This is a genomic window from Flavobacterium sp. (assembly GCF_965277525.1).
Lineage (GTDB): Bacteria > Bacteroidota > Bacteroidia > Flavobacteriales > Flavobacteriaceae > Flavobacterium.
The window spans coordinates 95,912-116,910 of the sequence record NZ_CBDIDC010000010.1; the positions used below are offsets into that span (position 1 = coordinate 95,912).

Sequence of the window (20,999 nt, forward strand, 5' to 3'; positions counted from 1 at the left end):
TTTAATTATTTATCAGTTTTGAATTTATAGATAAAACTAAGCCTTTTTTATCTTGTATTTTTTGAATATCACTTTCCATTAATTGCACTGTCTTTTTTGAAAACCCTTCTATAATATAATCAGCGGTATAAAATTCTTTATTATAATATAATTCCCCGCCGTCGTAACTACTGTCACTAAACGAAAAACAATCTCTTGTCCGATTTTTAAACATCTTTATAAATCTTCTTTCAAAATAAAATCGATTCAATGGATATTCTTTTATTTCTACTATATTTCCAAGAAAATTTATTTTTTCAACAATAACTCTTTCTTTGTCAGAATCTATTGTGAATTTTAAATTTATTGAGGCTACAAACGACAAAGCTCCAACAATTAAAAAAAATACAAACCAAAAAACCATTCCAATTATTGACCCTGTAATTGCAAAAAAAAGTATTATAACTACTGCAACAATTGCGAAAAGTATAAATTGTTCTTTTCTAGATGATTGATAAACTTTGAGATTTTCGTTTACTATTTCCATATAAAAACAAATATACTATTCACAAAGATGTTTCTAAAATATATTTATAACATTTTCATTAAAGCTTTGTATTTTAATCTGTTATAATATTTTTATTTTTATAGAATAAAATAAAAACATGAAAAGAACTTTTACTTTTACCCTGCTCTATTTCTTTTTAATTTTTACTTCCAATACTTTTTCACAAAATCAATCAAATGCGTTTTCAGATCGCATTTTTGAAGGAAAAGGATATCAGCCTTTAGCCAATCTTAAATGGAAATTTAAAACCGAAGGTAAAATTTTTTCCTCTCCAATTGCAAAAAATAGCATTGTCTACATTGGCAGCGAAGATGGTTTTCTTTATGCTATTGAAGAAAAATCAGGAGACTTAAAATGGAAATTTAAAACTAATGGGGCCATTCACAGCAGTCCGGGTATTTTTGAAAACACTATTTATTTTGGAAGTTTTGACGGAAATTATTATGCCATAAATGCACTAAATGGAAAACTGCTTTGGAAATTTAAAACCGGCGGAGAACACTGGCTAGGCGAAATTGGTATGTGGGGAATGAAACCTGAAACGCAATACATGGAAGATTTATGGGACTTTTATCTTTCATCACCTGTTGTATATAAAAACGGAAAATCGGCTTTGGTTTTATTGGGAAGCAGTGATGGAAACGTTTATTCTTTAGATGCTAAAACAGGAGCTTTAAAATGGAAATTTAAAACTAACGGTCCCGTTCATGGAACTCCGGTAATCGATAAAAACAAAATGTATATTGGCGGTTGGGACGCTACTTTATACGCTTTAAACATCGAATCGGGAAAGGAAATCTGGCATTTTGCAACCGGAACACAAATGGGTTTTACAGGAATACAATCATCTGTTGCAATCTCAGATGGTACAGTTTATTTTGGCGCCAGAGAACCGTTCTTTTTCGCATTAGATGCTGAAACAGGAAAACCAATCTGGAAATACAATGCTGAAAATTCCTGGATCTTAAGTTCTGCCGTTATAAAAGACAATACCGTTTATGTAGGAACTTCAGACACCTATGCTCTATTAGCATTAGACGCCAAAACGGGCGCTGAAAAATACCAATTCAAAGCTAATGGCTATGTTTATACATCTCCTGCAATAGCAGGAAACACGATTTATTTTGGGGATTTTACAGGTAATTTCTTTAGTTTGGATTTACTTTCTGATGGAAAAAAATCAAACTTTATAAGTACGGATAATCGAAAAGAATTTGCTGCTTCTATTTTAAAAAACGATTTATTAGATTTTGGATATGCGGCCCAAAACGAAGATCTTGCTGTTTATGATAATAACAAAAAGGTAATGGATCAATTTTACAAATTAGGCCCAATTGTTTCTTCGCCATTCATTCATAATAACACAATTTATTTTGGAAGTGCTGATGGCTATTTATATGCCTACAATTTAGAAAAACAGAAAAATTTGTGAGTCACTATAATTCGCTTTTACTACTTCTAACCTAATATGAGAAACGTATTTTATCGTAAAGCGCGTAAGGTTTTTTATTTGCTAGGTTTTATAAAACGCAAAGTTCGCAAAGCTTTATCAATATAGCCTTGCGAACTTTGCGTTTTATAAGCATAATCCCGAACAAAAAAACTTTGGAGCGCTTTACGGTAAAATCTCTACATAATCTTTACCGAAGTCATACTCAAAGAACCCGCCAATAACTTATCATTGAACAAACTCAAGTCTTCTGATTTTTCTTTTAGTCCTAAAGTGTACAATAAAGGCAAATAATGATCCGGTGTTGGAATCGCCAATTGAGTCGCTTTATTCATTCTTTCGAAATCAATCAATGGCTGAAAATTTCCATTTAATAAATAATCATTGATTGTCTCACGGGCTTCAATTGCCCAATCGAAACCATAATTGTCTTTATCAAAATTTCTAAAATCGACCAAACGAAGGTTATGAACAATATTCCCGCTTCCTATAATTAAAACTCCTTTGTGGCGTAAAGACTGAAGTTTCTGCGCCAACTCAAAATGATAGTTTCCGGACTTAGTATAATCAATACTCAACTGAATTACAGGGACATTGGCTTCAGGATACAAATGTTTGATCACACTCCAGGCACCGTGATCCAAACCCCAATGTTCGTCTAAATCGATGTGAACCGGTTCTAATATTTTTTTGGTTTCTGCAGCCAGTTCAGGACTTCCTTTTGCAGGATATTGCACATCGAATAAAGCTTGCGGAAAGCCTCCGAAATCATGAATCGTTCTTGGCATTTGCATGGCAGTAACTTTGGTTCCGTTCGTAAACCAATGTGCCGAAATACATAAAATCGCATTGGGTTGCGGTAATGTTTTTGCCAGATTACGAAAGCCCGCCACAAACTGATTTTCTTCGATAGCATTCATGGGACTGCCATGTCCTAAAAACAAAACCGGCATTTTATCTGTATTCGAAAACGCAGACGAAATCGAATGTAAGTCGTTTAGTGTTGTCATTGTAAGTTTCTTTATTTTGCCACGACCCGAGCGATAGCGAACAGGCGAAGCAATTTCACGAATTATTTTTATAAACTAAATAACTATCTACTGGTAATTAACAAAATAGCATCAAAATTACCGTGTCATTTTTTTTCTTGCCACAGATTAAAAGGATTAGAAAGATTTTTTTAATCTGTGAGAATCATTTTAATCTGTGGCTAAAATAATTTGTGCTAATTTGTGAAATTAGTATTTTATTCCTCAAAACTCTCGTCTTTAAATCCTATCAAATATAATTTATTTTTAGCACGCGTCATAGCGGTATAAAGCCATCTGATGTAATCGCGATCGATTCCGTTTGGTAAGTAAGGCTGTTCTATAAAAACAGTATTCCATTGTCCACCTTGCGATTTGTGACATGTAATGGCGTAGGAGAATTTAACCTGTAATCCATTGAAATATTCGTTTTCTTTTACTTTTTGGAATTTCTTATATTTCGTCGATTCGCTTTCATAATCTTTCATCACTTCTTCATACAAACGATTTGATTCTTCGTAGCTTAATGATGGCGATTCACTTTTAATCGTATCCAATAACAATACGGTTTCAAAAGGCTTCTGATCCGGATAATCGACCATCCTGATCTTTACTTTGGCAAAATTAAATCCGTATAATTCTTTGATTCCAAATAACTCCAAAACTTCAATAATATCACCGTTGGCAATAAATCCTGCTTCATCTGTTTCTTTCAACCAGAAATAATTATTCTTTACCACCATCAAAAAATCCCCAACCGAAAGTTCACTTTCTTTAAATAAAATTCGGGTTCTGATTTGTTCATTGTACTGATTCGCTCTCTTATTCGAACGAACAATAAAAGCGGTATCTTCAATACTGTAATTACTATACGCTGAATTAATAGCGTCCTGAATATCATAACCATCTGTTAGACGAACGATATCTTTGAATCGTTTTACATTAAACTTAAATTCCGTTATAAAAGTATCCTTAAGTAATTCACGTAATTCAGTTGCATTGTACAAAATTCCTGAACTTTCTTCCTGACGCATTACTTCGTCGAGTTCGATATGTTCGATTTCTTTGTTATAATGAACGCTTAAAGTTTGCACATCAAGCGCAGGACTTATATCTAAATTCACGGGTGGCAACTGAGCAGTATCTCCCAAAAGAATCATTTTGCAGTTGGTCCCGGAATATACATACGAAATCAAATCATCCAAAAGCGACCCGTTGTCATACAATTTCGAATCAGAATTACTATCTGAAATCATCGAAGCCTCATCGACGATAAAAATGGTGTTTTTATGTTTGTTTAATTGTTTGGTAAAAGCAATACCTCCACCAGCAGACTTCTTCGGAAAATATATTTTTTTATGAATCGTAAATGCCGGCGTATTCGAATAATTGGCAATCACTTTTGCCGCGCGGCCCGTTGGTGCCAGCAAGACAAACTTTTTATTGATATCTCCCAAGTTATTTACGATTGTAGAAATCACCGTTGTTTTTCCGGTTCCTGCATATCCTTTTAATACAAAAATAGTATCGTTATGTGTATCTGTCAGGAAAATAGCGATTTTTTGAAAAAAGATATCCTGTTTATAAGTGGGCGCAAAAGGAAATCGTTTTTGTAAAACGCCATAAAAAAGGGATGAATTCATAGAGGAAAAATTGAGATACAAAGTACGGGCTTTTAAATTGTAATGTCAATGTCAATTATAAAAATCAATATCAATGTCAAAATTCAATTACAATATCAATTTTAATCACAATCGAAAAAAAACAGTACCAAACCGTATGCTAAAAATTAATGTATTCAAAAAAACATTGAAATTGAGCCATTTAAATTTTGACAATGATTTTTGTAATTGATATTGAATTTTGAATTTTGACATTGATATTGTTATTTATTTTATTTGTAAGTTTGTAATCGCCTTAAATTCTTTCTTGTAAAACAGGTAACGAATTGTAAATCAACATGTCATTGCAAAATACTAACATCACTTCCAAAAATTACAAAAAGCTTTCTATTCAGGTTTCCCTGAATGGTTTTTCGTTTTGTTGTTTTGATACTCTAAATAATACCATTACAGCATTTAATGAAGTCAATTTTGACACTGCACAAAAAGCATCCAAAATTGAAGAATTATACAGTGCCGCATTTAAAAATCATCCGGAATTAAAAGATACTTACGACGAAATCCTCGTAATTCACAATAACAATCTTTCGACTTTTGTACCAACGGCCTTATTCGACGAAAATTTCTTAGGAAGTTATTTGCAGTACAATACAAAAGTTTTCGAAACTGATTTTTTTACTTTCGATAAGATTTCAAATTACGAAATGAATTCGGTTTACATTCCGTACATCAATATCAATAACTTTTTGATTGATACTGTTGGTTCGTTTGATTACAAACATGTCAACAGCATTTTAGTCGAAAAAATACTGGAAGCTTCAAAAAATAATGACGAGAAAAAAATGGTAGTGAATTTTAATCCTAACCATTTTGAAGTTATCGTGGTTCAAAATCAAAAACTGCTGTTATTCAATTCTTTTGAATACCAGACCCCGGAAGATTTTCTCTATTATTTGCTTTTTACAGCAGAACAATTGAGTTTAAATCCGGAAAGTTTTCAACTTGAATTATTAGGGACCATACATCAAAACGATCCGTTTTATGCGATTGCATACAAATACATCCGCCACATTTCCTTTTTGGATGTAAGTACCTTACAACAAAAAAACACCTTTTCAACTGCTCAAAATCAAAAACATTATATCTTATTTCAATCATGAGAATCATTTCAGGTAAATACAAAGGACGCCGAATTTTTCCGCCAAAAAACCTTCCTGTAAGACCAACGACCGACATGAGTAAAGAAGCATTATTTAATGTTTTGAACAATCATTTTAGTTTTGAAGGTTTAAAGATTTTGGATTTATTTGCCGGAACAGGGAATATTAGTTTTGAATTCGCTTCACGCGGAAGCGCTCCTATTACATCCGTCGATGGCGATTTTGGATGCGTAAAATTCATTAAACAAGTTGCATCAGAATATGATTTTGACATTGCAGCAACTAAAAGCGATGTGTATAAATTTCTGGACAACTGCAAAACTTCTTATGACATTATTTTTGCTGATCCGCCTTACGGATTAGATCAGGCTGCATTTGAAAAAATTGTTCTAACGGTTTTCGAAAGAGAATTACTGAACGAAGACGGAATGATGATCATCGAACATTCTAAATATACAAAAATGGAGCATTTGAGTAATTTCTCTTTTCAGAAAAACTACGGTGGTTCATTCTTTAGTTTTTTCGAATTGAACTCAACTGATGAAGAGGAAGAACTGACTATTAAATTAAATAAAGCTACAGAAGACGATGAAGGTTAATCTTCTTTTTACTTCTTTACAACATAAAATCCCTTGAAATTCAAGGGATTTTTTTATTTTTAATTAAGTCTATTAGAGTTCTCTTCCATGCTTTTACCTTTATACTCTGTTTCCTTTACTTTTCCAAAAGAGTATTTAATCGAAATTGCAATCTCATGCTCATCCACCAGATATCTTGCTTTTGAACTAATGTTATTAATTGTAAAGACTTCTTCTTCATTTATCTTTTTAAAGACATTATTAAAGTACAGACTACAATTCCAATTTTTAAAAAAAATCTTCGAAACTGCCATGTCTACAATTGCTCGTGCATTTCTTTCAAAAACCCCTTTATTTTGTTTCGTAACTGCCCTAAAACCAAGAACTGCCGTATATCCTTTTGGAATTTTGAATTCGTTGTTTGAATAAAAATACGTATAGGGTTTTGAAGATAAAAATACTGCAGAAGCATCTTCTATCTTCTCCGAAACAAAAACGAGTGAATTCGTCATAGTCCAGAATTTATAAGTAAAAGGTAATTCGAAATCAAGTACGAATGCTGATTCCTTGTCAAAATTCACATCTTTAAAAGTCATGATGTTCAGCTCCTTATCAAAGAAAAAACTATTGTAAACCGGATTTATATTTTGATAATACGTCAATTTCACCGATTTATCATGATACTGAAAAGTCGAAGAAATTTCGTTGACAATCGTGGGATCCAGATTGATATTTCTGGCATATAAAAAATAAGGATTTATATATGTAGTTCCCTGATTTAAAGAAGAATAACTGGGTCTGGAAATACTTTTGGCATAATTTAAACTAATATTTTTTGTACTGTCTAAAGCAACTGAAAATTGTGCTTTCGGAAAAAAAATAGTATAGTTTTTATTAATTAAAGGTGCTAAATCGGTTTTAAATTTTCCGTCTACATTGGTGTTTTCTACTCTAAATCCGACCGAGAAATCGACTTTTTTAATCTTTCCGGAAAGCTGACTATAACCTGCTAAATTTTGTTCTTTAAAATCATAATGGCTAAGTTCACTTTTACTTTTTTCATAATCAAATATGTCCGAATCAGATTTTGAATCTGCAGCAGCATACAATCCTCCTATTTCAAATTTCATTTCGTTTTTAAACTTCTTTTCAACATCAATTTTTCCTGAAAACACATTCACTTTAAATTTTTGATCCCGAAATTGTGCCAGTTCAAATTGAGTATTATTATAATTATTCTGAACCTGACTCCACAATCCCTGATCAAAATTAGAATATTGAAATCCAGTGAAAACCTCTGTATCTATAGCTTGTATCTTTTTTGTATAGTTAAGAAATGAGTTTACAAAATTCTTTTTACTGTCATTATCACTGTAGGTCAAAACATTATTTTCTACCTCTTTATTTTTATTATCTGTAATAGTATTGATAGGGAAAACGTCTTTTTGAAGTTTACTATTCACACTAAACGAAAAAGAATCATCTTCATTTATTTTGTAAAATAAACTGCCGCCAAAAATAAATTGACTTTTTTTTGAATAAGCTGTCACATCATATTTAGAGGTAATTTCGGCATTAGGAATCTGATAGTCTATACTATGATTTTCCCAAGGCTGTAGGTCATTGTAACTAAAATTGGCTTTCCACTCTAATTTATTCTTTTTAAAACTGGTATTCAACCCAAGAGAATTGCTGTACTTTTTCCTGAAAGAAGCAACTTCAGAAATCTCCGTTCTAAAACTATCTTTTTTGCTGAATTTACGTGTAATTAAAATTACAGAACGGCCTTCAGCTTCGTATTTAGAAGATGGATTCTGAATGATTTCGATTGTTTTGATATCGGCTACAGCCAAAGCATTCAAATCGTTCATTCCCACTTTTTGATTGTCAATATAGATTAAAGGATTTCCTCTCCCAACAACTGAAATACTTTCTCTATCTGAACTCACCTGAACTGTTGGCAATTTTGACAATAAATCTATTGTATTAGGAATTGCGTTATAAATAGAACTGGCTACATCTACTTTTATATTTCCATTTGTATTGGTAAAAGTCTTTTTATTCTGACTGACAACTACTTCATTAAGATCAGTCGAAATACTGTCTTTTGGAGTTTTATTTTGCGCATTTCCTATTAAAGAAATGAAGAAAAACAATAAAATCAGAAAAAGTTTAAAAGGCAAATAGAGGTTCATTTATAGTTGGTTTTAAAGTTGCAATCCTGCAAAAATGCTTCTAAAAAAGTGTACTGGAGGTTAATTGAAGGTTAATGCGGAGTTAATGTGTTTATTGTTTCATAAAAGCATTATTTTTGAATTGGGAAATTTGTCGTAGGTTTTACTGATCAACATGCATTGATTTCACGCAGATTCTGCAGATTTAGCAGATCAATTTAAATCTGTTTAAATCTGCGTGAAAAACAAAAAAAAATCTGTGTAATCCTATATAAACCCGATTGCTCTGCGGGCCATAACAAAAACAACTCATGAAACAAAGAATCAATTTATTAATAGTCTTTTCTGTCGTCGCTTTGATTGTTTTATCAGCTGTACAATGCTATTTGGTAAAAACGACTTACGATTATAAAGTGGCGCAGTTTCATACTGAGATCAAGAATGAAATTGCTAAAATTTCCAATAATTACAGTGACATTGATTCGGTTATTATTGCTAAAAAAGAGGCACTCTACAAACAGTTATCTGAAAATTATATTCAGGGCAAAAAAACCAAATCAGAAGTGAAGTCCTATATTCTTGACAATGAATATAACGATGTTTTAACCCAGAAAATTCAACGTAAGTTTCAAAGAGACTTACCCAACCTAAAAATAGATTTTGCTATTGTACTGAACAAGTTTGTGCTGTATCAAAACGCAAGAAAAGCGGATACCATTTTCTCCGAAAAACCTTTCATTCAAAACAAATTATACGGAAATCTGAGATCTTTAAACCATGCCTTTTTAGTTCGCAATTACGTTGGTACGACAAACGGAACTTACGCCAGTCAGGATTATAAATTATTGACAGAAGATTCAATGTATGTTTCTGTAATCGACTGGGAAATGATCATTTTAAGACGAATGATGTTCATTTTAATTCTGTCTTTGCTTTCGATAGTAACGCTGATAACGCTTTTTGTCATTGCTATAAAAGCTTTAATCAAACAGAAAAAGGTAAACGAGATCAAAACAGATTTCATTAATAATATTACTCACGAACTTAAAACACCTTTGTCGACTTTAGGGATTTCTACTAAGATATTAGAACGAAAAGATATTCGGGACAATGATGAAAATTTTAATGCCATCGTCAATACCATTTCCCGTCAGAACAATCGTTTACAGAATTTAATCGATCAGGTTATGGCAAATTCATTGGCTGAAAATGGAATTGAATTGCAAAAAGAAAAAATAGAAACGGAAGATTTTCTGTTAACAATCGTGAATGATTTTAAGATTACATATCCAAAAATCAATCTTCAAACTGATTTTCAAACGCAGAAAACCATTTTAGTTTTAGATAAGTTCCATCTGACAACCGCTTTTTTAAATGTTCTGGAAAATGCCGTAAAATATGGTTCAAATAAGATTACGATAAAAACAAGATTAGTTCAAAATCAATTTTCTATTAGTATTGAAGATGACGGAATTGGAATTGAAAAGAACAAACAATCACTTCTATTTGAAAAATTCTATCGCGTAGCACAAGGAAATCTTCATAATACAAAAGGCTTAGGTTTAGGATTGTATTATGTGGATCAAATTATAAAAGCGCATCAGGGCTCTGTTAGCGTTATGAGCGATATAGGAAAAGGAACCAGGTTTACTATTTTATTAAACGTTTAACATTACATTATTTTGAAAAAATTACTTTTAGCTGAAGACGATTTTGATTTTGCCGGGATTTTAAAAAAATATTTAGAATTGCATCAATTTGAAGTTATCTGGGCAGAAAATGGAGAAATAGCCTTAGACTATTTTAAAAACGAGGCTTTTGATATTTGCATTTTTGATGTCATGATGCCAAAATTGGACGGATTTTCATTGGCCGAAAAAATAATTACAATCAATCCTGAGATTCCATTTATTTTTCTAACTGCAAGAAAGTTAAAAGAAGACAAAATCATTGGGTTAAAACTAGGTGCAGACGACTATATCATAAAACCTTTTGAAGTCGACGAACTCATTCTGCGCTTGCAGAATATTCTAAAGAGAATCGAACAAAAACGAAGTCTAAACGGAGAGAATATAATTGAAATTGGTTCTTATATTTTTGATAATGAAAGATTAACTCTAAATAATAAAAATCATGTCCAGCAGCTCACAGAAATGGAAGCTTCTCTTATTGAGTATTTATATCTGAACCATAACCAGTTATTAAAGAGGGATCAAATTTTAATGTCTGTCTGGAAAAAAGATGATTATTTCTCAGGACGAAGTATGGACGTTTTTGTCAGCAGGCTTAGAAAATATTTTAATTCAGATCCAAAAATCAGAATTGAAAGCACTCGAAATATTGGTTTAGAATTTAAAATAGAAAAACCTTGATAAATCAAGGTTTTCTACTATATTTCTTGTGATTATTTCCCGATAACCCAGCCTAAAGTAATATTGCTGACAGGGACAAATTCAGTATCGTATTTATCAAAATTTACTCCGGGACCTAAATGTATCTCAAGATTAAATCTACCTTTGTAAGTACGTTGAAATCCCCACAGTGCTGCTACAGTAAAGGAAGGATCATAATTTCCATATTTTTCGTTGGTATTTAATGACTTAAAATTGTAATAAGCAGATGCAGCTACAAAATTTCCTGAATTGCGAGCGGTCCTTTTGCCTTTACCTGCTCTTTTTTCTAAATTATAATAATGACGAAACTGTTCATTGATCGTAGGAAAAACATACCAGCTTGATTCATCATAATAACTGCTATAGCGATAACCAACTCCTAATGTTACCTCAGAATAAAGTGTGTTTTTAGCATCAAAACCATGCTCATAAACAAAGCCCGGAAATAACATATTAATCTTAAACTGATTTTTGACTACAGAAACCGGAGCATCATTTTGAGCCTGAACAGCATTAATAAAAATAACAGCAAAAAGTAAGAACAAGTAGTTTTTTTTCATATTTGGTTTTAAATTAGTTGGCGTAAAAATAGCACTTAATAAAACAACCTTCTTAAAATATTTTCTGACTATATATTAATAAAGGATTTTACTGTAAATGATATAAGTTTTAGAATCAATTGTATAACATCATGCACAAACTGCGTAATACATTTGTAATGAAAACTTTAAAACCAAACATCATGAACCTAAAAAGATTTTTCGGAGGGTTACTTACGATCCTCGGAATAGTTGGTTTGATTTACACTGCAGTTATATTCGCAGGTACTTCAGGCGAAACACGAGACATTAAATCATTAATTATCTACGGCATACTTGGTATTGTCTTTTTCATGTCCGGCATTAGCTTAGTTCGTGCTACAAAAGATGAAGCATAGACTGCTAAGACAATAAAACATTACTTATTTTTTGATATAGAGGAGTTTTAACGCCATATTTTGCAGCTTCCTTCACAACAAATCTTGTAAGCGAATTTGCTTCTATTTTATTACCCGCCAAATAATCTCTATGCATAGATGAAGTCGCTTCCTTAGGCGATTTCTCTAGTTTTATGATGGTCTGATTTACAATATCTTCGGGTAATTTCAAACCTTTAGCTTTAGCGACCAATTCAATTTCAGTAAGCAATGCTATATAAATTGCCTTTGAATCCGGATTGTTTAAAACTTCGCCAATATTCTGATTTAGATAAGAAGTCACCGTAGCCAGAGCAGAAATAAAAATGAATTTCTCCCAAACGGTTTCTTCGATATTCTCGACCAAATAGCTCTCAATTTTAGCTTTTTGAAAAATACTTTGTAATTCATTTAATTTTGAAATCGGAGCCGTTTCAGAACCAAAAAACAGTTTTTCGTAAAAACCAATTTTGCGAATTGTTCCAGGTGAATGAATCATCGAAATAATGTAAACACAACCTTGCAAAACTTCATTGTCAGGATATAGTTGTAGAATACGTTCCGGCGCGTCAACGCCATTGTATAACGGAAGAATTGTAGTTGCTGCAGTGATACACTTTTTTAACGAAAGCAAACTTTCCTCAATATCATAGGTTTTGGTAGCGCAAATTAAATAATCGAGGATTCCAATTTCATCAGGATTATTCGAAACTAATTTTGGATAGACAATTATCTCAGAATCATCCGTAATGATTTTCAAGCCATTTTCTGCAATTGTTTTTTGGATTTCACCACGCGCAATAAAGATGATTTCAACATCATCAGACTTGTAATAGGCTTTCGCCAGAAGTCCTCCAAAATAACCACCTACTCCACCGAGTCCCAAAATTCCGATTCTTGTTTTCATAAAAAATTATTTAAATTCATTTTTTTTACCCCGAAAGCGATCGGTATCAAATTCCAATACTATAAAGTAAAGCAACCAAGTAGTTTATCTTTTCTCCCTTCGGTCGAAAAGACAAAAATACAGTTACTGCTTCGTAAAATAAACACAGACCAATAAAAAAAATCCACATAAATCTGCGTTTTCACGATAGCGAATCCGTGTCATCCGCGTACAATCCCGCAAAGTAATTATTCTTCTAAAACAGGATCAAGATTCAACTCCGTAAAATCATGTTCACTTTTCGAAATTACGATCGTCGCCACTGTATTTCCTATCAAATTGGTTATAGCGCGGGCCTCGCTCATAAATTTATCCACGCCCAGTAAAAAAGCCAAACCTTCCACCGGAATTTTATGCAAAGCGGTCAAAGTTGAAGCCAAAACAATAAATCCGCTTCCCGTAACTCCCGCTGCACCTTTTGAAGTGATCATCAGAATTCCGATTATGCTCAATATTTCGAAAAAACTCAAATGCACATCATACAATTGCGCCAGAAATATAACCGACATCGACAAATAAATCGAAGTTCCGTCAAGATTGAAAGAATATCCCGTTGGAATCACTAATCCCACGACTGACTTACTACAGCCCATTTGTTCCAGTTTCATCATAATACTGGGCAAAGCGGCCTCAGACGATGAAGTCCCAAGAACTAGTAAAAGTTCCTCTTTAATATATTTTAGAATCGAAAGAATACTGATTTTGTAGTACTTTAAGATACTTCCTAAAACTAAAAACACAAACAACGCCATCGTCAGGTAAACGCACAACATCAATTTGCCTAAAGGAATCATAGTTCCCAGCCCGAACTTACCAATGGTGTAAGCCATTCCGCCAAAAGCACCAATCGGAGCGAGATACATAACATATTTTAATCCCGTAAAAACCACTTTCGAAAAACGTTCTAAAACCAGAATCGTCTGCTCTCTTTTTTTATAGAAATTCAATGTAATTCCGCAAACAATCGCAGCCACTAAAACCTGTAAGGTAAAATTCGAAAAGAAAAACTGCAGCCACGAAAAATGTTCAGCAGTACCTTTTGTATACTGGCTGGCATCTCCAAAAGTCAAACCAGACCGATCTATTTTTCCGGGTTTAAAAAAATAGGCTACTGCTACACCAATTGCCAAAGCAACTGTCGAAACTACCTCAAAATAACCGAGGGCTTTAATCCCAATTCGTCCTACTTTCTTAAGATTACCCATTCCGGAAATTCCCAAAACAATCGTCAGAAAGATGATTGGACCAATAAAAAGTTTAATAATATCGATAAATCTTTTTCCTAACATTTCCATTTTTACCCCATTTTCGGGCGAGAAATGTCCAAGTAGAATTCCGGCAATAATAGCAATCAGAACCCAAAAAGTAAGATTGGTAGTTATAGTATAAAAAACACTTTTTTTAGGTTTAAATGTCTTTTGAGGATTGGTTATATGCATAAGGACAGATTAGTTTTTATTTAAGTAGAACGTAACGGTTGGCTTTTGAATATCTGATTTTGAAGAATTTTCTTCAGTAGAAGAAGCGAATATAAATGCGCTTATAAGAAGGGTATATTTTTTCATGATTTAATTTTTTATCAAATAAAGCTATTTGCAATATCGTTTTCGTGCTTAATAATTTTTTAAAATAACAAAATAAAGTTAACTTAAAGTATTGACCGGAAAACAAATAAGAAAAAAGACTTCGAAAAGCAATAGTATTACTGAACAGAGATAAATAAAATACAGTACGAATGCAAATTTCGCAGTAGGATTTTTTAAATTAATATTAGTTGCGATTGAGATGCTTAATATTAAAAAAATGCAGACCTATAAGCCGGATTCTGTCTCTGATAAATCAGAGCCTTATCATTTATCTAGACTTACAATTACTCATAAGTTCGAGCTACCTACCCTTCAACAACGGACGAGAAGCCCTTAAATGCTGATATACTTGGTATTTCACCGCATAGAGTTTACCTGGTTTCACTACAGCATTACCTGTACATACTTTCTGTTGCACTTGTCCTGAAGTTATTACTAACCCCGACGGGTGTTACCCGCTATGCTTCTCTATGGTGTCCGGACTTTCCTCCCTCCCGATCCCGATAACAATCGGGACGGGACGACGATAAGGCGGTCTGCGGCGCAAAAGTAGCGATTTATACACTAACAATAATGATTTTAAATTTTAGTTTTTTGCCTTATTTTGATAACTTTTTAATTTTAAAAGAGTTATCTTTAAAATCCATAATTTTAAAATTCAATTATCATGATTAGAATGTATCACTACGCAACTGTTTCAAAAGCTTTAGATCAATTGAATGAAAAAGGATTTACGTTTGATTTTAATTTAAACTCAGATGTGATTAAAAAAAATCCTGAAAAATTTGAAATTGTTCATGTGTATCGATACGAAGGGGATTCAGACCCTGGCGATGAAGCAGTTGTATACGGAATTAAATCAATATCAGGTAAAAAAGGCGTTTATGTAGCAGGCTTCTCCGCCGACTCAGATCAGGAAACTGCCAAATTTTTAAGCGATTTGAGTATAAAAGGAAGATAATAAATAAACAATCAGTCGCTGAGTTTAAAATGCTTTATACTCAGCGACCTAAATACTTAATTTGTTATTTTCAAACGATTAATTCCTGTGTAAATTCACTTTCTTTTTTTATTAGTTACTATCACTTAAATCGTCGGATATCTAATTTTTCTACAATCTATGTTATGCCGAGGAATGACAAAAATGAAAGTAAACGTTGCGAACTTTGCGTAAATCCTATGCGTTCTTTGCAGTTAAAAACGTTCCTCGAAAAGAGAAAAAAATCCTCGTGAATCTGCGTGCCCTTTTTTTGTGCTCATTTCACTAAAAACTCTAAAACTGACTTTTTAAATCCATTCTTCCATGAATAATTCGAATAATTTCAATTTCACTATTTGAAATAATCCGATAAAAAAGTATATGTTGATTCGATTTAAAACCAAATAATTTTTCTGCTATGATATCGTATTTTTTGCCAAGATTTGGATTTTCGGCTATTTCCAGGCAGGAATTTAAAAGTAAAAGATAATATTTATCCGCCTGACTTTCTGACCATTCATCATAAGTATAATTCCAAATATTAGTTAAATCTTCAACTGCTTTATTCGTTAGATGATATTTAGCCATTTTTTCTCTTTGCTTTTAAACTTTCAAGATGTTTATTAGCGTCAAAGTTTTCAGCACGTCCACTGTCAATTCCGTCCTGAACTGCTTTCTTTAAAATAATTAGTTTATTTTCTTCTTCTTCCAAGAGGCGTAATCCGGCCCTGACAACTTCGCTGGCATTTTTAAATCTTCCCTCAGAAAGACTATTTTCAATGAAGTTTTCAAAGTGATTTCCCAGTGATATTGATGTATTTCGTCCCATAACATTTATACTTATTTCAAAGTTACCAATTTTAGGTAACACTTCAAAACTGTAACAAACTTTAAATTTAGATTCTTTGCATTCTTTACGGTTAAAAACGTTCCTCGAAAACACCAAAATCCTAATAAATCAGCGCTTTCTTGACAGCGAATCCGTGTCATCCGCCTGCCATCTCTCACCAATAGCCAAAAAAAAGTCCATCGTAAGACGGACTTAAAAAAACAACTAATAAAATAAATTATGCTGTTGGTATTTTTAGCTTCCAACCCGGCTGAATCAAAGCTGGATTTTTAATAATATCTCTATTAGCTTCAAAAATAGCTTCCCAGGAAACACCGTGTGCTTTTCCTATTTTCGATAACGAATCACCACTGACAACGGTATATTCTGTTGTTGTTCCTTCAGCAACAGTAATATTCATCACCACATCTGCCGATCTAAAATCAGGATCTGTTTTGCCGTAAGCCTGCCAAAGTTTTTCCTTGTCTTCTGCAGATTTTGCTGTACCATCAATATACAATACATTATCCTGCTCTCTTATTTGCAAATTGGCTATTCCTAAATTAGTAGCCAAATCTGTCAACTCTTTGTATTTATCTTTTAAACTCATAGCTTCCTTTATTTAATAGTTAACTTATTTTCCACCTTTTTAGGCTTCAATTCCTGTACACTTTTTATCAAATTCGGCAATTGGTCTCTTTTGATAGTTCCGGTAAGCGTTACCACACCATCTTTCACTGTAGCACTCACTCCGTTATACGTTTTCACCACTTCATTTACGGAAGTACTTAAAACGCTATCGGGATTAATTTCAACAGGAGCGGGAGTACTCACAGTTTCCGGTGCTGCGATTTCGCAATTATTCACTACTGATTTAACGCCTTTAATACCTTTAATAATACTCTCCGCATTTTGTTTAAAAACATCATCTTTACAAATACCTGTAATAGTGGCAACACCATCTTTTACAGTAACTTCAACTCCTGGTAAAGCACTCAGTTTTGCAGTAATCTCTTTTTGAATATCTGCATCTTTAGGTCCACAAGCCACTAATGAAATAGCAAGACTCACTCCTAATAAAATAGATTTAATTCTCATAATAGATATTTTTTTAATTAATTAACTATTTAAAGTTAACGAATTAATCAATAACATATTACAAAATAATCTTACAATTTCGATTCTTGATGATTTCTTAAAAATAGCGCATAAAAAAAGTCCTGAATTTTGTGATTCAAAACTTTTTTACTTTTTGGAAAATTCCCATCGTTATTTAGTCCAAATAATTCTCAGGATACATTTTTTGTCCATACTTTTCAAAAAGGGAACTTATTTTCTCTTTCGTTTCATTTTCTGAATTTGAAGAATCACTTTCTAAATAATTTGCCATTTCCTCAAACAAATCATCCAATCCGGCTGGAGCTACCGTACATAACAATTTAGCAGGTTTGTCGGTTATATTTTTAAAACCATGTACAATTCCTCCTTTCGGAATATTGATAAAAGAATGCTGCTTCGCGATATAATTTCCCGATTCTGATTTGAACGAAACTTCTCCTTCCAACACATAAAAAGTTTCTGTGAAATCAGCATGCGAATGCAAATTCGGGCCAGCTCCCGGAGGAACCGACATTTCGATTACAGCATATTCTCCATTGGTTTCTTTTCCTGAAATGATGATGCGATAGTTCCCTCCGGCTATTTTTAGTTTTTGGCCTTCGGTTTCGTTAACGGTTATGATTGGTTTTACTTCTCTCATTTAATATTGGTTTGATTACGATCACGGGCAAGACGCTCGCGCCAGCGTGAAAGCGAGAATATAGATTATTTAGAAATTATATCAAAAATGCTCTTTTGTTTCAGCAATTTAGCCTGTAAAAATGGAATGCCAACCGGAAAACACCATGCGCCGGCAAAATAAAGAAAATCAGGAATTCGATTATTCTTATGCAATAGTGTTAACTTTTTTGAAATAAAGTAGCTGAGATAGATGTAACTAAAAAATACAATCAATAAATAAAGGCCTGCAATGCTCCCTATAATAGCCCAGGTAGAATTTTCTAATAAAAATTGTTTTTTCGTGATGTCCAGACCAAGATTTATAATAAACATAATCAGGCAATAAGAAAAAAATATCCAATACGAAATTTTAAAATAAAGCGTATTTGACCTCTCTTCCTCTTCAACATAATATACTACAGCCCAAACCCAGATAAAATAAATTAAAACCGCAATTGTAATTGAAATTAAAAATAGAGGAAAAATAAACTCAAAATTCGCAAATATCGAAATTAAGGTAATTATTGCAGATATCGCCATTGCAAGAAAAGGAACTAACATTAATAATATTGCTAAAGTTCCTGGTTTTAATTTTAAAATTCCTGTGAATATTTTTTCCATTATAATAAGGTTAGTTTATGTATTGCACTTTAAAAACTCAAAATCAATTAAGCTAAAAATGCGCTTTTGGTTCCTGCTAAAATAATCCTTTTTTGTTACAAATAAATTAAGCATGAAAATTATGGAATACCCAGTTTTATTATGCTACACCAAATTGACAAAAAAAGCTTTTATTTTCTTAATTTATTAAAGGTTTTTCATCAAAATTAACGCTTACTTTCTCATATTCAAAACACTCAAAAATCCTCTAAGATTTGTTGTTTTCAGATTTGTGAATTGGCAATTTTCAGCCTATCTTTGCTATCGAATAATAAAGAATATGGAACAATTTGTAGTATCGGCCCGTAAATATCGCCCACAAACCTTTAAGGATGTTGTAGGTCAGAAAGCCATTACCAACACTTTGCTGAATGCCATAGACAGCAATCACCTTGCTTCTGCCCTTTTATTCACAGGACCACGTGGAGTTGGTAAAACGACTTGTGCACGTATTTTGGCCCGCAAGATCAACCAGCCCGGGTATGATGATCCTAACGAAGATTTTGCTTTTAACGTTTTTGAGTTAGATGCGGCTTCCAACAACTCGGTTGACGACATTCGTAGCCTGATTGACCAGGTTCGAATCCCACCACAAACCGGACAATATAAAGTCTATATTATTGACGAGGTTCATATGTTGTCTTCGGCAGCTTTTAATGCTTTTTTGAAAACGTTAGAAGAACCGCCAAAACATGCTATCTTCATCTTAGCAACTACAGAGAAACACAAGATTATCCCAACGATTTTATCTCGTTGTCAGATTTTTGATTTCAAACGAATTACCGTAAAAGATGCTAAAGAACATTTAGCTGAAGTTGCAACAAGTCAGGGAATCAATTTTGAAGACGATGCTTTGCACATTATTGCTCAAAAAGCTGATGGCGCAATGCGTGATGCTTTATCTATTTTTGACCGTGTAGTTTCGTACTGCGGAACAAACTTAACCCGTCAGGCCGTAACTGAAAACCTAAACGTTTTAGATTACGAAACTTACATTAGTATTACCGATTTACTGTTAGAAAATAAGATTCCGGATCTTTTACTGGCTTACAATGATATCCTCTCAAAAGGTTTTGACGGACATCATTTTATTGCCGGTCTGGCTTCGCATTTCAGGGATTTACTAGTAAGCAAAACTCCTGCCACAATCGCTTTGCTTGAAGTGGGTGAACAGGCACAACAAATGTATGGCGTACAAGCACAAAAATGCTCTCAGGACTTTTTATTAAAAGGAATTGATATTGCCAATGATTGTGATTTAAAATACAAATTAAGTCAGAATCAACGTCTTTTAGTTGAATTATGTTTAATGCAATTGGCCTCTATCAATTTTGATGGAGAAAAAAAAAAGTTGAGCAATTCATAATTCCCCCTACTTATTATAAAAATGGTGGTTATTCTATAGTTGAAGTCAAAGATTCGAAAACTGAAACTACAGAAGTTTCAAAGCAAACTGCCAATGCAGGATCCGCTACAACTGATACTCAAAAAAACGAGGAAACTCCTGTTATTCCAAAACCTGAAGTAAGCAATGAACCTAAAATTTCTGCTTTCTCACTATCAAGTATTCGCAAGAAAAAAGAACTGGAGGCTAACAAGCAATCTTATGTAAAACCTACTTCTGTAATGCCAACAGAAGACTTTACGGAGACAGAAATGTTAGTGCAATGGAATAAATATGCCCAACGTTTGGGTGATAAAGGTTTAAGAATTATGGAATCGTTATTATTAATTAACGACCCAACTTTAAACGGAACGACTATTACACTTGAATTGCCTAATGAAGGTTCTAAATTAGATTTCGAAAGTCAGATGAATGGTCTTTTAGGACATTTAAAAGGCCACTTACACAATCACGATATTAAGATCGAGATCATTGTAAATGAAGCTATCGAAATGAAAAGGAGTCTTAACGATCAGGACAAATACAATCGTTTAATGGAGATTAATCCAAATATTGATCTTTTGCGTACTACATTTGGTCTGGACCTGCATACTTAAGATTGTAAGTACAAATTGCACTAATTTTTATTTTCAAATTTTATAAAAATTAATTCGCAAAAATTAGTGCAATTGATGTGAATACTTATTTATTTCTCCAGCCAAAATTGAATACTTTTTCAAGCCATTTTTTTCTTTGTTCTTCGCCAGCAGTTTTAACAATCCCGATATAACTGATTTTTACGGCTTTGACTCCACAAAATTCTAAAGTAGATTTCTTTAATTGATTTATACTTGGCCTACCGTAAAAAAACCTGTAATACCAACCAGGCTGATCTAAAGTCGTGATAATATGTGCGGTTTTTCCTTTTA

Annotated in this window: 22 protein-coding genes, 1 other RNA gene and 1 pseudogene; 9 read left to right on the top strand and 15 right to left on the bottom strand. The window is 32.8% G+C overall.

Features of this window, described 5'->3' with window-relative positions:
* Window position 1 precedes the first annotated feature (1 nt).
* Window positions 2-526 carry a hypothetical protein gene (locus ACQY44_RS20975; RefSeq protein ID WP_428232222.1) on the bottom strand — a complete coding sequence of 175 codons (525 nt, stop codon included), beginning with the start codon at window positions 524-526 and terminating at the stop codon, window positions 2-4.
* A gap of 118 nt (window positions 527-644) precedes the next feature.
* Between ACQY44_RS20975 and ACQY44_RS20980 the strand changes: the two genes are divergently transcribed.
* Complete coding sequence (locus ACQY44_RS20980; RefSeq protein WP_428232223.1) at window positions 645-1,979, top strand: PQQ-binding-like beta-propeller repeat protein; 1,335 nt, start codon at window positions 645-647, stop codon at window positions 1,977-1,979.
* Window positions 1,980-2,176: 197 nt separating this feature from the next.
* On the opposite strand, the gene ygiD is transcribed toward ACQY44_RS20980, so the two are convergent.
* Both ygiD and ACQY44_RS20990 read right to left on the bottom strand, forming a co-directional pair.
* A complete protein-coding gene (gene ygiD, locus ACQY44_RS20985) occupies window positions 2,177-3,007 on the bottom strand; it encodes a 4,5-DOPA dioxygenase extradiol (RefSeq protein ID WP_428232224.1) in 831 nt (276 codons plus the stop codon).
* A gap of 236 nt (window positions 3,008-3,243) precedes the next feature.
* Complete coding sequence (locus ACQY44_RS20990) at window positions 3,244-4,668, bottom strand: ATP-dependent DNA helicase (protein ID WP_428232225.1); 1,425 nt, start codon at window positions 4,666-4,668, stop codon at window positions 3,244-3,246.
* A gap of 317 nt (window positions 4,669-4,985) precedes the next feature.
* Here ACQY44_RS20990 and ACQY44_RS20995 point away from each other — a divergent pair, with 317 nt between their 5' ends.
* Together ACQY44_RS20995 and ACQY44_RS21000 are read left to right on the top strand one after the other, a co-directional pair.
* Window positions 4,986-5,807 (top strand): DUF3822 family protein, encoded by an 822-nt coding sequence (locus tag ACQY44_RS20995; RefSeq protein ID WP_428232226.1) that lies wholly within the window; start codon window positions 4,986-4,988, stop codon window positions 5,805-5,807.
* Window positions 5,804-6,406 carry an RsmD family RNA methyltransferase gene (locus ACQY44_RS21000; RefSeq protein ID WP_428232227.1) on the top strand — a complete coding sequence of 201 codons (603 nt, stop codon included), beginning with the start codon at window positions 5,804-5,806 and terminating at the stop codon, window positions 6,404-6,406. The genes ACQY44_RS20995 and ACQY44_RS21000 overlap by 4 nt, the downstream gene beginning before the upstream one ends.
* 59 nt (window positions 6,407-6,465) lie before the next feature.
* On the opposite strand, the gene ACQY44_RS21005 is transcribed toward ACQY44_RS21000, so the two are convergent.
* Window positions 6,466-8,580, bottom strand: a complete 2,115-nt coding sequence (locus ACQY44_RS21005) for a TonB-dependent receptor domain-containing protein (protein WP_428232228.1) — start codon at window positions 8,578-8,580, stop codon at window positions 6,466-6,468.
* A gap of 290 nt (window positions 8,581-8,870) precedes the next feature.
* Between ACQY44_RS21005 and ACQY44_RS21010 the strand changes: the two genes are divergently transcribed.
* Together ACQY44_RS21010 and ACQY44_RS21015 are read left to right on the top strand one after the other, a co-directional pair.
* Window positions 8,871-10,229, top strand: coding sequence for a sensor histidine kinase (locus ACQY44_RS21010; RefSeq protein WP_428232229.1), 1,359 nt, complete (start codon window positions 8,871-8,873; stop codon window positions 10,227-10,229).
* A 12-nt stretch (window positions 10,230-10,241) separates the two neighbouring features.
* On the top strand, window positions 10,242-10,931 hold the full coding sequence (locus tag ACQY44_RS21015) for a response regulator transcription factor (protein WP_428232230.1): 690 nt from the start codon (window positions 10,242-10,244) through the stop codon (window positions 10,929-10,931).
* 32 nt (window positions 10,932-10,963) lie between these two features.
* Here ACQY44_RS21015 and ACQY44_RS21020 read toward each other — a convergent pair whose 3' ends face one another.
* Window positions 10,964-11,512 (bottom strand): hypothetical protein, encoded by a 549-nt coding sequence (locus ACQY44_RS21020; RefSeq protein WP_428232231.1) that lies wholly within the window; start codon window positions 11,510-11,512, stop codon window positions 10,964-10,966.
* 131 nt (window positions 11,513-11,643) lie between these two features.
* On the opposite strand from ACQY44_RS21020, the gene ACQY44_RS21025 reads away from it, so the two are divergent.
* Window positions 11,644-11,889 carry a hypothetical protein gene (locus ACQY44_RS21025; protein WP_428232232.1) on the top strand — a complete coding sequence of 82 codons (246 nt, stop codon included), beginning with the start codon at window positions 11,644-11,646 and terminating at the stop codon, window positions 11,887-11,889.
* 4 nt (window positions 11,890-11,893) lie between these two features.
* Here the strand turns inward: ACQY44_RS21025 and ACQY44_RS21030 are convergent, their stop codons facing one another.
* The 3 genes from ACQY44_RS21030 to rnpB all read right to left on the bottom strand — a co-directional run bounded on the left by ACQY44_RS21030 (window position 11,894) and on the right by rnpB (window position 14,982).
* Complete coding sequence (locus tag ACQY44_RS21030; RefSeq protein WP_428232233.1) at window positions 11,894-12,814, bottom strand: ketopantoate reductase family protein; 921 nt, start codon at window positions 12,812-12,814, stop codon at window positions 11,894-11,896.
* Between the two features lie 227 nt (window positions 12,815-13,041).
* Window positions 13,042-14,292, bottom strand: coding sequence for a cation:dicarboxylate symporter family transporter (locus ACQY44_RS21035; protein WP_428232234.1), 1,251 nt, complete (start codon window positions 14,290-14,292; stop codon window positions 13,042-13,044).
* A gap of 359 nt (window positions 14,293-14,651) precedes the next feature.
* Window positions 14,652-14,982, bottom strand: an RNA gene (gene rnpB / locus ACQY44_RS21040) — RNase P RNA component class A.
* 124 nt (window positions 14,983-15,106) lie between these two features.
* Here rnpB and ACQY44_RS21045 point away from each other — a divergent pair.
* Complete coding sequence (locus ACQY44_RS21045) at window positions 15,107-15,400, top strand: hypothetical protein (protein WP_428232235.1); 294 nt, start codon at window positions 15,107-15,109, stop codon at window positions 15,398-15,400.
* Between the two features lie 312 nt (window positions 15,401-15,712).
* Here ACQY44_RS21045 and ACQY44_RS21050 read toward each other — a convergent pair whose 3' ends face one another.
* From ACQY44_RS21050 to ACQY44_RS21075, 6 genes are all read right to left on the bottom strand, one after another.
* The gene (locus tag ACQY44_RS21050) at window positions 15,713-16,006 is read right to left on the bottom strand and encodes a type II toxin-antitoxin system RelE/ParE family toxin (RefSeq protein WP_428232236.1); all 294 of its coding nucleotides are present in this window, start codon (window positions 16,004-16,006) and stop codon (window positions 15,713-15,715) included.
* Window positions 15,999-16,247, bottom strand: coding sequence for a type II toxin-antitoxin system ParD family antitoxin (locus ACQY44_RS21055; RefSeq protein WP_428232237.1), 249 nt, complete (start codon window positions 16,245-16,247; stop codon window positions 15,999-16,001). Before ACQY44_RS21055 ends, ACQY44_RS21050 begins: the two co-directional genes overlap by 8 nt.
* Window positions 16,248-16,485: 238 nt before the next feature.
* Entirely contained in the window at window positions 16,486-16,857 is a 372-nt protein-coding gene (locus ACQY44_RS21060; protein ID WP_428232238.1) for a LysM peptidoglycan-binding domain-containing protein, read from the bottom strand.
* A gap of 8 nt (window positions 16,858-16,865) precedes the next feature.
* Window positions 16,866-17,345, bottom strand: a complete 480-nt coding sequence (locus ACQY44_RS21065; protein WP_428232239.1) for a BON domain-containing protein — start codon at window positions 17,343-17,345, stop codon at window positions 16,866-16,868.
* Window positions 17,346-17,520: 175 nt separating this feature from the next.
* Window positions 17,521-18,006: a cupin domain-containing protein gene (locus tag ACQY44_RS21070; RefSeq protein WP_428232240.1), complete on the bottom strand. Its 486-nt coding sequence runs from the start codon at window positions 18,004-18,006 to the stop codon at window positions 17,521-17,523.
* Window positions 18,007-18,071: 65 nt separating this feature from the next.
* The gene (locus tag ACQY44_RS21075) at window positions 18,072-18,647 is read right to left on the bottom strand and encodes a hypothetical protein (protein ID WP_428232241.1); all 576 of its coding nucleotides are present in this window, start codon (window positions 18,645-18,647) and stop codon (window positions 18,072-18,074) included.
* Window positions 18,648-18,966: 319 nt separating this feature from the next.
* Here ACQY44_RS21075 and dnaX point away from each other — a divergent pair, with 319 nt between their 5' ends.
* Both dnaX and ACQY44_RS21085 read left to right on the top strand, forming a co-directional pair.
* Window positions 18,967-20,052, top strand: a complete 1,086-nt coding sequence (dnaX, locus tag ACQY44_RS21080; RefSeq protein ID WP_428232242.1) for a DNA polymerase III subunit gamma/tau — start codon at window positions 18,967-18,969, stop codon at window positions 20,050-20,052.
* Between the two features lie 260 nt (window positions 20,053-20,312).
* Window positions 20,313-20,687 carry a DNA polymerase III gene (locus tag ACQY44_RS21085; RefSeq protein ID WP_428232243.1) on the top strand — a complete coding sequence of 125 codons (375 nt, stop codon included), beginning with the start codon at window positions 20,313-20,315 and terminating at the stop codon, window positions 20,685-20,687.
* Window positions 20,688-20,772: 85 nt separating this feature from the next.
* On the opposite strand, the pseudogene ACQY44_RS21090 reads toward ACQY44_RS21085, so the two are convergent.
* Window positions 20,773-20,999 (bottom strand): annotated as a pseudogene (locus ACQY44_RS21090) (NAD(P)H-dependent oxidoreductase); the annotation flags it as partial.

Bases quoted from the DNA above. Each gene is read 5' to 3' on its own strand.
- ACQY44_RS21005 (WP_428232228.1), bottom strand. From the start codon at position 8,580: ATGAACCTCTATTTGCCTTTTAAACTTTTTCTGATTTTATTGTTTTTC.
- ACQY44_RS21060 (WP_428232238.1), bottom strand. From the start codon at position 16,857: ATGAGTTTAAAAGATAAATACAAAGAGTTGACAGATTTGGCTACTAAT.
- ACQY44_RS21035 (WP_428232234.1), bottom strand. From the start codon at position 14,292: ATGCATATAACCAATCCTCAAAAGACATTTAAACCTAAAAAAAGTGTT.
- ACQY44_RS21000 (WP_428232227.1), top strand. From the start codon at position 5,804: ATGAGAATCATTTCAGGTAAATACAAAGGACGCCGAATTTTTCCGCCA.
- ACQY44_RS21070 (WP_428232240.1), bottom strand. From the start codon at position 18,006: ATGAGAGAAGTAAAACCAATCATAACCGTTAACGAAACCGAAGGCCAA.
- ACQY44_RS21055 (WP_428232237.1), bottom strand. From the start codon at position 16,247: ATGGGACGAAATACATCAATATCACTGGGAAATCACTTTGAAAACTTC.
- ACQY44_RS21050 (WP_428232236.1), bottom strand. From the start codon at position 16,006: ATGGCTAAATATCATCTAACGAATAAAGCAGTTGAAGATTTAACTAAT.
- ACQY44_RS21075 (WP_428232241.1), bottom strand. From the start codon at position 18,647: ATGGAAAAAATATTCACAGGAATTTTAAAATTAAAACCAGGAACTTTA.
- ACQY44_RS20975 (WP_428232222.1), bottom strand. From the start codon at position 526: ATGGAAATAGTAAACGAAAATCTCAAAGTTTATCAATCATCTAGAAAA.
- ACQY44_RS21085 (WP_428232243.1), top strand. From the start codon at position 20,313: ATGCCAACAGAAGACTTTACGGAGACAGAAATGTTAGTGCAATGGAAT.
- ACQY44_RS20980 (WP_428232223.1), top strand. From the start codon at position 645: ATGAAAAGAACTTTTACTTTTACCCTGCTCTATTTCTTTTTAATTTTT.
- ygiD (WP_428232224.1), bottom strand. From the start codon at position 3,007: ATGACAACACTAAACGACTTACATTCGATTTCGTCTGCGTTTTCGAAT.
- ACQY44_RS21020 (WP_428232231.1), bottom strand. From the start codon at position 11,512: ATGAAAAAAAACTACTTGTTCTTACTTTTTGCTGTTATTTTTATTAAT.
- ACQY44_RS20990 (WP_428232225.1), bottom strand. From the start codon at position 4,668: ATGAATTCATCCCTTTTTTATGGCGTTTTACAAAAACGATTTCCTTTT.
- ACQY44_RS20995 (WP_428232226.1), top strand. From the start codon at position 4,986: ATGTCATTGCAAAATACTAACATCACTTCCAAAAATTACAAAAAGCTT.
- ACQY44_RS21010 (WP_428232229.1), top strand. From the start codon at position 8,871: ATGAAACAAAGAATCAATTTATTAATAGTCTTTTCTGTCGTCGCTTTG.
- ACQY44_RS21045 (WP_428232235.1), top strand. From the start codon at position 15,107: ATGATTAGAATGTATCACTACGCAACTGTTTCAAAAGCTTTAGATCAA.
- ACQY44_RS21025 (WP_428232232.1), top strand. From the start codon at position 11,644: ATGCACAAACTGCGTAATACATTTGTAATGAAAACTTTAAAACCAAAC.
- ACQY44_RS21030 (WP_428232233.1), bottom strand. From the start codon at position 12,814: ATGAAAACAAGAATCGGAATTTTGGGACTCGGTGGAGTAGGTGGTTAT.
- dnaX (WP_428232242.1), top strand. From the start codon at position 18,967: ATGGAACAATTTGTAGTATCGGCCCGTAAATATCGCCCACAAACCTTT.
- ACQY44_RS21065 (WP_428232239.1), bottom strand. From the start codon at position 17,345: ATGAGAATTAAATCTATTTTATTAGGAGTGAGTCTTGCTATTTCATTA.